General features: G+C 48.9%; 6 protein-coding genes. 4 read left to right on the top strand and 2 right to left on the bottom strand.

From position 1 onward, the window contains the following. Positions 1-168: 168 nt before the first annotated feature. Positions 169-2,550 (bottom strand): PAS domain S-box protein, encoded by a 2,382-nt coding sequence (locus ABEB26_RS24180; RefSeq protein ID WP_345724662.1) that lies wholly within the window; start codon positions 2,548-2,550, stop codon positions 169-171. A 188-nt stretch (positions 2,551-2,738) separates the two neighbouring features. Between ABEB26_RS24180 and ABEB26_RS24175 the strand changes: the two genes are divergently transcribed. The 4 genes from ABEB26_RS24175 to ABEB26_RS24160 all read left to right on the top strand — a co-directional run bounded on the left by ABEB26_RS24175 (position 2,739) and on the right by ABEB26_RS24160 (position 11,961). Then, positions 2,739-3,653 (top strand): PIG-L family deacetylase, encoded by a 915-nt coding sequence (locus ABEB26_RS24175; protein ID WP_345724661.1) that lies wholly within the window; start codon positions 2,739-2,741, stop codon positions 3,651-3,653. Between the two features lie 273 nt (positions 3,654-3,926). Next, positions 3,927-6,398, top strand: a complete 2,472-nt coding sequence (locus ABEB26_RS24170) for a hypothetical protein (protein WP_345724660.1) — start codon at positions 3,927-3,929, stop codon at positions 6,396-6,398. A gap of 125 nt (positions 6,399-6,523) precedes the next feature. Then, the gene (locus ABEB26_RS24165; protein WP_345724659.1) at positions 6,524-8,965 is read left to right on the top strand and encodes a hypothetical protein; all 2,442 of its coding nucleotides are present in this window, start codon (positions 6,524-6,526) and stop codon (positions 8,963-8,965) included. 212 nt (positions 8,966-9,177) lie between these two features. After that, entirely contained in the window at positions 9,178-11,961 is a 2,784-nt protein-coding gene (locus tag ABEB26_RS24160) for a helicase C-terminal domain-containing protein (RefSeq protein WP_345724658.1), read from the top strand. A 272-nt stretch (positions 11,962-12,233) separates the two neighbouring features. On the opposite strand, the gene ABEB26_RS24155 is transcribed toward ABEB26_RS24160, so the two are convergent. After that, on the bottom strand, positions 12,234-15,041 hold the full coding sequence (locus ABEB26_RS24155) for a penicillin-binding protein (protein WP_345724657.1): 2,808 nt from the start codon (positions 15,039-15,041) through the stop codon (positions 12,234-12,236). Positions 15,042-15,168: the final 127 nt, after the last annotated feature.

Below are 15,168 nucleotides of genomic sequence, written 5' to 3'. Positions count from 1 at the left end.
GCCCCCTCTCCCGCCCAGCGAGCGAGGGGGAACCATCTCATCATGAAGGTTGCAATACCCCTCTCTCGCCGCCGTGGGAGAGGGGTTGGGGGTGAGGGAACATAAACCTTTTTAATTCCAATGAACTCATTCAAAGGAAAACTAGCTTGCTAGCTCACATGTTGCTTTTTAAGCCTCATTAACTGGATTACGAACCTCAGCAATCGTCATGGTCGTGAGCAATTGCAAAAATACTTCAACGACTAATGGATCAAAATGCTTGCCCGCCTCGCCCGCCAAATAGTCCATAATCCGCTGATCCGTCCAGCCTTTGCGATACGGTCGATCAGAACGTAAGGCATCCCAGACATCAACCACGGCGAATACTCGTGCCGCCAAAGGAATTTCTTCGGCTTGCAAGCCTTTGGGATACCCGCCCCCATCCCAACGTTCATGATGATAGTGCGGAATATCGAGCGAGCCTTGTAAGTAGCCGATTGGCGCAAGCAGTTGGTAGGCATATACCGGATGCCGCCGCATAATTACCCATTCTTCATCGTTAAGCGGCCCAGGCTTGTGCAAAATTGCATCGGGCACACCCATTTTGCCAATATCGTGCAGCAAAGCGCCCCGCCGCACGTGGATTAACTCTTCGGCACTAAATTGACCCATCGCAGCGGCCAACCGTTCGGTCATCCAGGTAACCCGCTGGGTATGGCCTTCAGTTTCGTGGTCACGCAAATCTAAGGCGCGAGACCAACCTTCAATCGTCATATCGTAGGCGCTGGTAACTTCGCGGTTGATCTGTTGCAAATGTTGGAACATCAAAGCATTATCCAAAGCGGCGGCGACTTGGCTAGCATAGGTTTGCAGCATATCGTTGCGCTCAGCTTGGAAGAAATCGGCCTGATTGCTCTGCAAATTGAGCATCCCAAAGGTGTGGTTATGACTGACCAATGGAAAGGCCATGGTTCGAATTGGGCCATTGCGGGTGGTGGGTTGGGCCGATTCAATCTCAATGTGAACACTGGGCAAGGGTTGTTCAGGGTTATGTTCGTGATACTTGAGCTGATCAGCCTGATTGAGCGTGAGCCAAGCCCGTTGTGCGCCAAAAATACTGACACAACTATCAGCCACATCGCGGGCCAGTTCCTCAACTTTGAGCTTGGTTGTTAAGCGTTGCGAGCTATAGTAAAGCGCTGTCAAAGTTTGCATTTGCAAGTCAAGTTGGGCTTGGGTATCTTTATACGAGCTAAGATCCTCGATCATCGCAATCATAAATAGTGGCTGATCAGCAGCATCCTGCACTAACGATGCGCACAATCGTCCCCAAACAACCCCACCATCTGAGCGAATAAACCGCTGCTCAATTTGATACGAATCGCATAATCCGGCGCGAAGTTCTTGATTTAAGCTGATTTCAAATTGGCGATCATCGGGATGGGTAAGGTTGACAAAGGCCTGTTGTTGCAATTCCTGCTCGCTAAAATTAAGCAGCATACAGGCAGTTGGGTTGGCGCGGAAGGCCAAGCCATTATTATCAATTAAGACGATCCCGATTGCTGCATGTTCGAAGATTGCTCGAAAACGCGCTTCGTTGGTGCGCAAGGCTTGTTCCGCTGCCCGTTGGGTGGTGTTGTCGCGCAATGTGGCAATCGTCACTACTTCATCATTAATTACCCCGAGATCAACATTGACCAAGGCCCAAACCAATTGGCCATCATTACGGCGAAAAGCCATCTCGCGATCGCGAATCTTGCCAGTTTGCTGGGCTTGCTGAATTAAACTAGCCCGTTGATCGGGATCGGCATATAAATGTTCAAGTTTGATTTGCATAAATTCGGCATGGCTATAGCCCATCATTTGGCTGCCAGCTGGATTGATCGCGATGACCGTGCCATCAAGTTTGGCCATGCCAATCCCAATTGGGATGGTGTCGAACAAGAGGCGATATTGGGCTTCAGAATGGCGTAATTCTGTTTCGATGCGTTGACGTTCGTGTAATTCAGCTTGGGCTTTTTGCAAAGCGTTATAGACCAAGCGCCCACTTACCATCTGAAATACCAGCATAATGCCCAAGTAAAAGCTATAACTAAGCCAACGCGAAACTGGAGTATACACAAGCACTGAGGCTGGTAAAAGCTGATTCAACTCAAGTAGCACGGCCACAAATGTTGCCGCCAAACTCAGACCGCCGATGATCAGACTCGCTCGTTCGCTCAACAAAAAGCTAGCCGTAAAAATGACGAAAAAATAGGCAATAATCGAAGGTGAAGCAATGCCACCAGTGCTCAACATCAGACCAGTAAACAACAACCAAAATAACCCAACAAACAGCTTGCTTGCCAGATCCAGCTTGTCTCGTTTGACTAAGAGCCATATCCCGCCACAAAGCAGATTGACGATTGCTAGCAACAATAGGCGCGGCCAACTCGTGGTTGTCGAGGTGAAACTCAAGATCAATTGGATAGGATTAAAGACCCAAAAAACGCTTTTGAGCATGACAATCAATAACTGTTGACGTGATTGGGAATCGGCTAATGTGCGTGGAATAAACGAGCGCCAGTGCATAACTCTCACCATAGATAGACTAGCGTGGTTGAGCGATGTTGGGCAGCAATGCGGCTAGGTATTCGCAGAACGTAGTGGGTTAAGTATACTATAGGCTTGGTATAAGTCGATGGGCTAAATGTGCCAACTTCTTGACAAACAGCGAAAACCGACAGACCATACTCTTTGTTTGTGTGAGGGCCGTTCCCATGCATTTTCCCAGCGATCTCCGCGCCTATGGAATTGAATCGCATTGGCTGAATACTGCGCCAATGACCCGCCGTTTGTTGTTTGTTTATGCTCATCCCGATGATGAGAGTTTTGGCAATGCTGGCACGATCGCCTACTATGCCCATCATGGCGTGAGTGTGCATTATATTTGTGCAACCCGTGGCGAGGCTGGTGATGTTGACCCAAGTTTATTGCAAGGCTACGGCGATATTGCGACCTTGCGTTCAACTGAATTAGGTGATGCAGCAAGTGCTATGGGCTTGGCGGCCTATCATTTCTTAAATTATCGTGATTCGGGGATGCCCAATACGCCAGCCAACGAGCACCCCGAAGCCTTGGTACAAGCCCCGGTCGAAGCTGTTGCCGCCAAAGTTACCGCCGCCATTCGCGCAATTCAGCCACAGGTTGTAATTACCTTTAATGAATATGGTGGGTATGGCCATCCTGATCATATTGCCATGCACCATGCCACGCATTTGGCCTTTGCGCGGGCGGGCGATGGATCATGGCTGCCTGAGCAACTTGATGCAGGCTTGCCAACTTGGACACCACGCAAACTCTACTATTCGACCTTTAATCCCTTACTGATCAAAATGATGCTGCGTTTGTGGCGACTTTCAGGCCGCGACCCACGTAAGGGCGGCAATAATGGCGATATCGATTTTGTGAAAATTTTAGAAGCAGTGAACCCGCCAACCGCCAGCATCGATTGTTCGAGTGTGGTTGACCAAAAAGTTGCTGCTTGGCAGGCTCATCGTAGCCAGCTTGGCCAAATAGGGCTAAGCCTCAAATTGCCACGCCTGTTGCGCCAACGCTTTCTTGGTCGCGAACAATTTAGCCGAGTTATGCCGCAACCCAACGGTTACGAACGCGATTTGTTCGAAGGAATATGATTGGAAGAACAGAGAGCATAGAGGTCAGGGATCAGGGGCTAGGGGCCAGAATTTGAACGCAGAGGGATGTGAAGTTATCGGCTTAGGGCTATCGGAGATTGATTGGAATACCCAAAGCCAATAGCCGATAACCAAATCTTACTTCGCGCTCTTCGCGGTTCCATTTTTCGTATTTTCAACGTTTTATAAATCAACTACTGGCCTCTGATCCCTGATCTCTAGCGCCTTCGTGCTCTTCGTGGATTAAATAATTAATTGTAGGAGAAGTAGAGTATGCAGCCACGTCGTGAGCGGGCTACACCCAAATCTGAACGGAATTGGTGGCGGTTTTTGCCCGTGTTGGGCGCAGTTGGGTTAATTGGCTTGATGCTGGTATTGACCTTCATGCCAAGTAGCCTTGATGAAACCAACCCAAACCCCAGTGAGGTCGCTTTGCTGGGCTCAGTTACGCCAAGCATTCACTCAAGCGCTACGATCATTACCGCGCCGTTTCCAACCACAATCCTTGAACAACCACCAATTCAAGTGGTTGCTGCTACGCCGCAAGCGAACAGTGAGCCAGTGCTTGTTGATGATGCGACACAGCCAATCCTTAATCCTGATTCGTCCGTGTATGCCTTGTTGCATTCAGAAGATGCAGAGTTTGATCGTTTGGTGCGGATTGTAGATGGACGAGTTTTGCCAATTGCGGCTGTTGATTCTGGTAGCGTAAATTCCACGATACTCCTTCAAGCTGAACAGACCTTAATTATTAAACGTGATCAGACGCTACTTGGCTTGGCTACCACAACTGGCGAACTCCGCTGGTCGTTTGAAATACCTGCCGATAGTTTTGATCCTCTGGTAGCTCTTGATGTTACAGCGACAGGGATTTATGTCTTGCATGAGTATGGGGATGAAAGTTGGCAACTCCACCATCTTCGGCTGGCTGATGCTCAGGTATTAACCCCAATGGTTGAGTTTCAGTTGTCGGTAGTTTCCGTTCCCGATTTATTAACAAAAACAGGTCAAGTATGGTTTATAAACAATCAAGAACTCTATCGTATTGACCTCAAAACCAATAGTTATCAGAACTTTGGCAGAGCACTCCATAATGTACTCGTTGGTGATAGTCAAAGTGATGCGATTGGACTATTTCGTTCACCAACCCAGTTGACATTGATTGATCTGCAGACTGAGGTTGAACGAAGCGTGGATTTGTCTCAACCAGTTGACGATTCAATTGAGGTTGGCCTCTTTTCCAATGATCAGCAAGCGTTATTAATTCAAAGTTATCATAGTCCTACGTTTTTGCTGTATTCAATTCAGGATGGAAAAGTCAAGGCAAGGCTTGAATATGGCTACAATAGTCGGGCTGTGCCTAGTACTCATGCTGACCAATGGCTGATTACGCGCATAAATCAACCAGAACCCCAATTACTGCGTTGGAATAGCGCAACTAATACATTAACCGATGTGGTAATACCCGCAGAAATAGTTGGGTATACAATTGTTTGGATGCGTGAACTGAGTGGTGAGCCAATTGTTCCTGTTGCTAACGATCTGGAGATAATTCTTACCCCATCACCAATGCTTGAAGCTCCAATGACAAATTCAATTGCATTGGTTGGTAATTTGACTGCTAGTTCAATCAATATCCAACGAATTGATCTTAATCAACAAACCTTGCCTGTTGCAGCTGATGTTGTACGCGTTTTCCCGCGCTATAATCAGGCTCCACTCTTGTTGCAACACCCGCAGCCAGAACGCTGGCAATTATTTGATCCCATTACCCAACAGAGAGCTTATTGGAAATTCCCAAAACCGCTTCAGGCTGATGAATTTGTGCCGATTTATCATCCCAATCAAGCATCGATGTTAGCGGTAGTGCATCAACGTGTCAGTAGTAGCAATAAGTTTACTGGGTTTAGTCAATTAATCGAATTTAATAGTTTGACTGGTGACTGGCAAATATTATTTGATTCAGACCTTTGGCCCGAATTAGAATATGCCCAACCGATTGCTTGGAAAGTTGGTGCAATCTATTTTCTTCAAACCACCAATATTCAGTATATTATTTGGGAAGTTGAGTGGTATCCTGGGTTTGGTTTTGGTGGGGTGACAAAAATTGCTGAAGTTCCAATTAATTTGGCTGTGTATCCTGAAGCTTCCTCACCGATTGTAGCGAAAATTCTCGTTTCGCCAAATCAACACTGGCTCTTGTATCCGCTCAGGCTGACCGATCAAGGTGTCCTTATGCAAGTCCTTGATTTAAACGATCAGCGAAATCATCAATTTGCTCTGCCGCTTGAAGCATTAAGTAGATTGAGCTTTTCGCCTTTTAACAATAGCTTTGCTGTAATGTTGCCAGATACTGAAAACGGTGGTCATTATCCAGGGTTGTATCAACTGGAGCAACAACAGTGGTATCGATTAGATCCATCAAGCTATGAATACTATACTCAAAGCCCATTTCTTTGGTCGCCTGATGGTCGTTGGTTAGCAGTTGGCTTTGGGCATATTTCAGATCAACAGCGGATCAGTATTTATGACGCGTTTGAATCCAAACTTGTATTGAATAGCCTGATTGATCCCGATTTACGTCCAATTGCGTTGTATGATGATTCCAATACCTTATTAATGCGGCATTGGCAACAACCCCAACTTACTCAAATGACTTGGCATGACCAAGAATGGCAGATTAATTGGCAACTCCAAGGTATTGACCTTGATACTGATAACATTCAATATCTGTATCCGCGTTAACTGGCTCTAGGCGATTGGAACGTTTTTTGACATGCCAATAATTTCAAAAGCCAGTAGCCAAAAGCCCATAGCCAAATCCCCCTGCGTGTCCTGTGTGGATCACAATCTAACGGAAAGGTTTGATGATGGAAGAGCGTTCTCAACGGGCCAAGATTGGTAGTTCAGGCCGACGCTGGCAGGTTGTGCCAGCACTCGGCGGAGTTGGTTTGTTAATTGCGATGGTGTTAGTGGCCCAAACTCCTGAGCCACCTGCGCCGCTACTAACTGCCACCGTCGTAGCCGAAACCATAGTTACTCCGAGTATTTCAACCCAACCAACACCCAATAATCCAATTTCTTCGCTGCCAACGGTCGATTTGGCCGATCAACAACTCCTTTTGGTTGATGTAAACGATGAACTCAAGCTGTGGAATGGTACTGGTCTTGTCCAAGCGCGGGGCAGGATTGAGCACTTCTTTAGCACAAACAATGAAGACCTAACCATTGATTGGCAACGTGAAATGCTGTTTATCCGCAGTTTCTATTGGCTCGAAGCCCGTTCGTTGCGTGATAATCGGCGTTTGTGGCAACTCCCCATCACCGAGCGCGAAGCCGATGTTGAAACCAAAATCTTGGATGTGGTGAGCGATCCATTTAATCAATTGGTCTGGCTCCTCGAAAAACAACGTGCGACCGATCCGTTTCAGCCGGCAACCGTGCGTTTGCGTGGCCTTGATAGCCGGAGTGGCTTGGAGTTACGCCGTTATCAAGCCCCGCTGTTAAACGATCAGCCCCAAGTTTTGCCAACTGTCAATGGCCCTTGGCTTTTGGCTGATGGCCAGTTATGGCCGTTTGACCCAACGAGCAAGGCTTTTGGCGAACCATTGCTGGATAAACTGGAGTTTGCCCAAGTTGCTCCTGATGGCAAGCGGGCTTTGGTTTTTGGTGATGGCATGCTGACTGAATTGGATTTGATTAAGCAGCAAACCTTCAGCCAAACCGAATTAACCAACTTGCCCCAAGTTAGTTCGATTGAGTGCATCATCGCCTCGCCCAACCTTGGCTATGTAGTGATTATTGGCACAATTTTCGAAGAATCAGATCTATCGCAGCAAATTATGGCCTATGCTCGCGAGGGTAAACCCATCGGTAGTTGGCAACGTCAATTACTGGCGTATAGCACACATGGAGTTGAAACTGATATCAGTGACCGCATTCACTTTCTCGATGATCAACGTTTAGTGCTGCTCCATCGCACGGGCGTGCTGGAAATCATTGATTTGACGACTAATTCAAAGCAAGCGATTAGCCTACGAGCAGATGATAATCTCGCTGAACGGTTAGAGCATTGGGATGGGTTTGCATTAATTCCAAATCTAACGCCCCAGGCGTTGATTGAAAATCCTGAGTTAGCATCCTTGGACAGCACAACAGGTTTTTTTGATCCACCATTCGAAAGCGATATTGATGTTCCACTTGCCCCAACCGCCGATCCGCAACCACTTGGCTTGGCGATAGTGCGTGATCAAGTGCTCAAATTGTGGGATGATGGTCGGATTAAAACGATCGATCAATCAAGTAATTATTCGATTATCCGCAATAATGCCCCGCCACTGTTCGTTGATCGTGCTGGCACTGATTTGGCATTTTTTGACCCGACCAACCAAATCACGTTTACCGTGGCTTTGGAGCCAGCCGAAGCCAAAAGTCTGAGTGATTTTGCTGGGATAAGTGCGCCCGATAAGCAAAGCGTGGCGTTCTGCTATAGCTATCATCTTGATGCCAGTGCCGATTCGCGGGTCAATCGCTGTCGTGAGCTTGATTTGCAAACTGGTCAAACTAAGCTGTTTGCTGAATTGCCTGCTGCTACGCTCCTAACCCCGATTTACTGGGATGGGCGGCAATTAACGATTGTTGGCAAGACCTATCGTGAAGCCAAGCAAGCCGATGAATATTTGGTGTGGCAAACTTTAGCCGATGATCGAACGCAAGGCCAAATGCTGTTGCAAGCGCTTGATCTCAAGCAGCTTTGGTATGTGGTTGGTTCGCCCACCGTCATTTGTCAGTCCACAGCTGATGAAATTTATAGCTACAACGTGCTTGAACAAACCAGCCATTTGCTCACCCAGGGCGTGTTTAATCACAGTTTGCGCGTCGATTTAGCTCCCAACGGCCAGAGTGTAGCCTTGCTTGAGCGTGAATATCCTTTGAAATATGGCAAACTGCGCATGTTCGATACCGCCACAGGTGCCGAATTATGGCACGATACCTCGATTAACTACCAATTTGGCGATTGGTCAGGTGATAGCCAATTCTATCTGACTAAACGTTATCAAACAATTAATTCAATCGTCAATACATACACCCGCCAAGGTAAAATTGGCCACTCGTTACTGGTTGCCGACGGATTTAGTGATAGTACGCCCGATTGGTCTGGGCAACGGATTGTGCTCGAAATGTATAATGAGCTGTTTTTGTTAGAGCGCGTCAACGAACATTGGTTGCCCTTGCGCAAATTTTCCGGTTTGCAAGCCATCTCTGATCGAAGTTTCCCATTGACGATGGCATATGTCTATCCACAGCCCTAGCTTAATCCCCATTTGACTAGCAGTCGAAGGCGTGGTTAGCGGCCAAATCCCCAAGGTTTCAGCAGTGTATCCGTCCGTAAAACCGCCAGTTGGGGCGGCACGCTGCTGATTGCCATGGGGTAATTGTGGCCGAATCAACTTGTTTTGCCGCTTAGAACAGGTATAATGGCAAAACATTTGAGCGACATCGAGCTTGCTAGCGAGGAGCATCTGTGGAACCGATATATATCGCCTTGGATTTGGAAACAACTGGTTTAGAACCAGGGCGCGATGAGATTATTGAAGTCGGAGCAGTTAAATTTCGAGGCAACGAGGTTCTCGAAACCTACCAAACCTTGGTCAAACCCAAACAGGTGCTGCCGATTAAAATCGCCCGTTTAACTGGCATCGATGCCCATGAATTGACCACTGCTCCCACATTTAATAGTATTGGTGGCCAATTAGCCAAATTTCTCAAAAGCTATCCAATTATTGGCCATTCAGTCGATAACGATTTGCGCTTTTTGCAACAACAAGGGCTAAAAGTCACGCAGCCACATTACGATACCTTTGATTTGGCGACGTTGTTAATTCCCCAATTGCCCAATTATTCGCTTTCAACGATTGCCGAACATTTGCAAATTCAACACCCTGACGCGCACCGCGCCTTGGCCGATGCCGAGGCCAGTCGCTTGGTGTTTAGCGCATTGCTCGATAAATTAGCCGAATTATCGGCTGCCGAATTGCATAGCATCGCTCAAACCACCCAAAAATTGCAGTGGCCGCTGGCCAAACTGTTTGGCGAAATTGCTAAACGCCGCGTACAAACGCTCTGGCAAGCGCCGATTGAATTTCAACCGAAGCCACTCGTGCGCCCCGTTGCCCTCGAACCAACTGGCAATCAGCAAGAACTCGATGCCCAAGCAATTGGGGCAATGTTTGGCGCAGACGGTGGGTTCAGCCGGATGTTTCCTGGCTACGAGCCACGCCAGCCGCAAATCGAAATGACTGAGGCGATCGCCGAAGCGCTCAATCAAGGCGATACCTTGATGATCGAAGCGCCAACTGGCACTGGCAAAAGTTTGGCTTACCTCGTGCCCGCTGCTCAATGGGCACGCCAGCGCGGCGAACGCGTGGTCATCTCAACTAACACGATCAACCTCCAAGATCAGCTGTGCTCCAAAGATATTCCCACGGTGCAAGCGTTGTTGGCTGAACAACCTGACCAATGGCCCGCCTTGCGAGCAGTACAACTCAAAGGCCGCAGCAATTACCTGTGTTTGAAGCGCTATGAATCCTTTCGTGCTCACCCCGACCACAACGAAGATCAAACTCGTGGATTGTTGAAGCTCCAACTTTGGCTACCCTCGACCAACAGCGGCGATCGCGCCGAATTGATGTTAATTCAGGGCGAGCAACAAGTTTGGAACAATGTCAATGTTGATCCTGACCAATGTTTGCGCCAACGCTGCTCACTCTATAATGAATGTTTCTTCTTCAAAGCCCGCGCTGAGGCCGAAAATGCTCATATCGTGGTGGCTAATCATGCCTTGCTGATGTCGGATGTCAAATCGCCTGGGATTTTGCCACGCTACGATCATTTAATTATCGACGAAGCCCATAATCTCGAAGATGTGGCGACCGATCAGTTGGGTTTTACGATTTCGCAACATAGCCTAACTGGCTTGCTCAACGATATGCATAGCGCTGGCGGTGTGCGTTTGGCGGGTGGCGTGCTCAACGAATGGACCCAAATCTTCCGTTTGAGCACTGTCGATCATAAAGAGCAGCGCAAACTCGAAGATCTCAGCGCCGATTTGCGGCCAAATGTTGATAAAGCCCGCGAAGCAGCACAACAATTATTCAGCATTTTCAACGATATTATGGCCAAAGATCGGAGCGTCACCCAATACGATCCTCAGTTGCGGATTACCAGCAAAGTGCGCCGCCACGCTGAATGGACCCAAGTTGAGCAAACATGGGAAAATTTGAGCATCAATTTGCGCAAGCTGGGCGATGGCTTTGGCAAGCTCCAAGCAATCTTGGATAATCTCGAAGGCCGCGATATCAATGGCTACGACGATTTGGTGATGCGGGTCAAGGGCATGGTCAATGCCTGCACTGAATTGCAACGCCAATTCGATGTGGTGATTTATGGCAATGAAGAAACTGTGGCCTGGCTGACCGCCGATCAACGCCGCCGCGAATTGTTAGTGCAGGCAGCTCCAATTCACGTTGGGCCGTTGCTCACTGAAGATTTGTGGCTGAAAAAACGTGCCAGCATCTTGGTTTCGGCGACGCTTTCGGTCAGCAACAGCTTTGATTACCCCAAACAACGCTTGGGTTTAGATCAAACCACGACCATGCAGCTCAATTCGCCCTTTGATTACAGCAAATCGACCTTGATCTACTTGCCAACCGATATGCCCGAACCCAACGAGCGCAATTATCAACGAGCCATGGAAGATGCCCTGATCAATTTATGCAAAGCAACTGGCGGGCGCACTTTGGCGCTCTTTACCGCCAATGCCTCGCTCAAACAAACCTATCATGGCATTAGCGAAAGCCTTGAGCAAGCCGATATTTCGACCTTGGCCCAAGGCATGGATGGCTCACGCCGCTCATTGATCCAGCGCTTCAAATCTGACCCACGCACGGTTTTGCTGGGCACAGCTTCGTTTTGGGAAGGGGTTGATGTGGTTGGCGATGCCTTGAGTGTGCTGGTGATTACTAAACTACCGTTCAGCGTGCCGAATGATCCAGTTTTTTCGGCGCGATCTGAGGGCTTTGTCGATGCTTTTGCTGAATATTCAGTGCCGCAAGCGATTTTGCGCTTCAAACAAGGCTTTGGCCGCTTGATTCGCTCCAAAGATGATCGGGGGATTGTAGTGGTGCTTGATCGGCGTTTGCTCAGCAAAAATTATGGGCGACAATTCCTTGAATCGTTGCCCGATTGCACGATTCAACGCAAACCACTGGCCGAATTGGCAACAACTGCTGCTCGTTGGTTGGTTTGAATTCATGGATTACCTCACCTTTCAAGGGTAGATTTTATCACTGATTGATGATCACCACCCTTCCGTCCGCCTCAAGCCGGGAAACGCAGGGGGTTTTAATCCCCCTGCACCCCCTCAAGTACAATCAGGGGTAGTCACGCATTGATTGATGAACCATACGATTATTGGTTCGATATGAAACTAATTAAAGACAACTTGTTTTCTTTCTCGCAACCAGCCGCTATAGCAACCTCACGCCCGCCGCAGTGAGCGAGGGGTGGGGGAACGGATCGTTATTTAACGCTCAAGACACTGACACTGCTGGTTGCGCGGTTGCCTGCTTGATCGATCGCCGTGGCCACAACCCGATAGGTTCCAGCTTGCGTTGGGCTGAAATCAAGACTATACGGTGCTTGATCACGCAGAAAAACTTCGCCATTGACCGTCCACTCGACTTTGGCCATCTGACGATCATCTTGGGCTGTGGCTTGGAATTGCAGTGGTTGGCCGCGCAAGGCCGAGGCTGGCACATTGATTGAGATCGTTGGCGTAGTTCGATCAAGGTAGATTGTCACACGCTGCTCGTTCATGCCGTTGCTTTGTTTGACTAACAAACGCAGGCTATAGGCTCCCTCAGGCAAGCCATCAGCGTTCCACATTGCCAATAAGCCATTGGAAATGCCGCCAAAGCCTTCGATAATGGTCGTCCAACTGCCTGGATTTGTGCCAGTACCCCAGGCCACGCTGTAATCGCCTGCAGCACTGCCGCGAATACGAATTGGCGAGGCCAATGCCGCTCCATCACTTGGCTCGATCAAGGCAATTGCCACATTCGCACCGCCAGCATTGGTCGAATTTACCAACGGGCAAGGCTTGGTTGGCGGAGTGCCTAAGCCGCCAGTTTCGCCCCAATTGCCCGCCTCATCGGGATAGATTGCAAAAACTCGATCTTCGCCTGGCTGATTGGGCAGCGCCACGCAATCGCCACTTGGCCCAATCCGCACCGTGCGATAGACGTTTTCGGTTTCGACAGGCTCGGTGCCATTGACAAAATATTCAGTGCGAATATTGGGGCAGGCGGCTGATGGCTTGGTGCCAGTTGGAATACAGACTTCATGCTCGGAAACATTTGAAGGCGGAGTAAATTGCTCAATCGGCAAGCCTTCGTGATATTTGGTCATCAGCCGATTCCAAATTACCGCCGCGCCAAACGAGCCTGGGACTGCTTGCATCGGGCTATTATCGCTATTGCCGACCCACGCGCCAATTACCACACTCGGCGTATAGCCAACCGTCCAGCTATCGCGGTCGTCGTCGGTGGTGCCAGTTTTGACCGCTGCAGGCCGATCATTAGGTAATTCCATGGCATTATCTGGCCCAAACATCCATTCGCGGGCTTTGTTATCGCTGAGCATGCTCGATATAATAAAGGCTAAGCCATTGCCATCAGGGCCGAGCACCGCTTGTTTTGGTGGTTCGCTCCACGCCTCAAGCACCTCACCACGGGTATTGACCACCTTCAAAATCGTCGAAGCGGGCCGATAATTACCTTCATTGGCAAAAACGCTGTAGGCTGTGGTCAATTCGAGCAGCTTAACCTCGCCACCACCCAGCGCCAACGAAAGCCCATAGCGTGGGCGATCATCTAAGGTGCTGATGCCAACCCGCTGCATCAGGCGCAAAAACTCATCAATGCCGACATGATCGAGGGTTTTGACTGCTGGCACATTGAATGAATTGGCCAATGCAACCCGAATTGAAACTGGGCCGTGAAAGCTGCGATCATAATTTTTGGGCGCATAGACTTCGCCGCCTGCAAAACGATATTCGGTTGGCACATCCCACAGCACGCTGGCGGCAGTCCAATCGCGCAGCATGGCTGCTGCATAGACAAACGGTTTGAGCGCTGAGCCAGGTTGCCGTTCGGCCAACGCCACATTAACTTGACCATCAATCGCCGTGTTGTTGTAATCGGCTGAACCAACCAACGCCAGCACTTGGTTGGTTTTGCGATCAAGCATCACAACCGAGCCATTGGTAGCATTTTGCTGGGAAATTTCGCTAATTCGCTGTTGCACCTCTTGTTGAGCAACCGCTTGCCAATGTGGATCAAGCGTGGTGGTGACCCGCAATCCGCCGCGGTAGAGTAATTCAGGGCCGTAGCGAGCTTCAAGCAATTCGCGCACATAAAATACAAAATGCGGCGCGGTTAAATTAACTTGGGCTGGCTTGACATACAACACCTCAGCAAAAGCTTGCTCAGCCTGTTGCGGCGTAATCACCCCATTGCGAACCATCGCCGCCAAGACAATTTCTTGGCGTTTTTTGGCTGCATCGGCATTAATTAACGGATCAAGTTGCGACGGCGATTGAGGCAAGCCAGCCAACATCGCTGCTTGGGCCAAACTCAAATCGCTTACGCTAACCCCAAAATAGGCTTGGGCAGCAGCCTCAGCGCCATAGGCATTATTGCCATAGGGAATTTCATTCAAATACAAGGCCAAAATTTGATCTTTGGAGTAACGTTGGCTAATTTGATAGGCCAAAATTGCCTCGCGAATTTTCCGTTGCGGCGTTTGCTGGCTACGTTCTTCGGGCGAGAGTAACACATTGCGCACCAATTGCTGGGTAATGGTTGATGCGCCACCTTGACCGGATTCTTGATCAGTCAAATTGGCCAGCGCGGCACGGGCGATCGAGGGCAAATTGACTCCAGGATTGGTATAAAAATTACTGTCTTCGACCGCAATTGTGGCCTGTTTTAGGTTTTCAGAAAAGGCGCTGAATGGCACGACTGTGCGCTGACCTGCATTGGGATCGAAAATTTCATACAGCAAGGTTGTGCCATCGCGGGCATATAATTTGGTGGTTTCAAAGGCGCGATGCGTACCCAAATTATCAATTGAGGGCAGATTACGGCTAAAATACCAATAACCGCCCAAGCCTGCCGCAAGCACGCAAAATACGCCAATGAGCAGCAGTTCAACCAGCAGGATGAGTGCTTTGAGCCACCATGGGCGAGCTTGACGACGGGCAACCCGCGCCAACCGCCGCTCTTGGCGTGGAGTTAATTGAGTTTGATTACTGTTTGATTGTGCCATAGTTTTATTTTGTGGCTATTGGCTATTGGCTATTGGCTATTTTAGCCTTAATTGAACCCTAACCCCTAACCCCTGACCCCTAGCTAACGATTTTGCGATAAAATTATAGCATGCAGCCTACACCAAC

This window comes from Herpetosiphon gulosus (assembly GCF_039545135.1).
GTDB lineage: Bacteria > Chloroflexota > Chloroflexia > Chloroflexales > Herpetosiphonaceae > Herpetosiphon > Herpetosiphon gulosus.
This window is presented reverse-complemented; position numbering and strand designations above follow the sequence as displayed.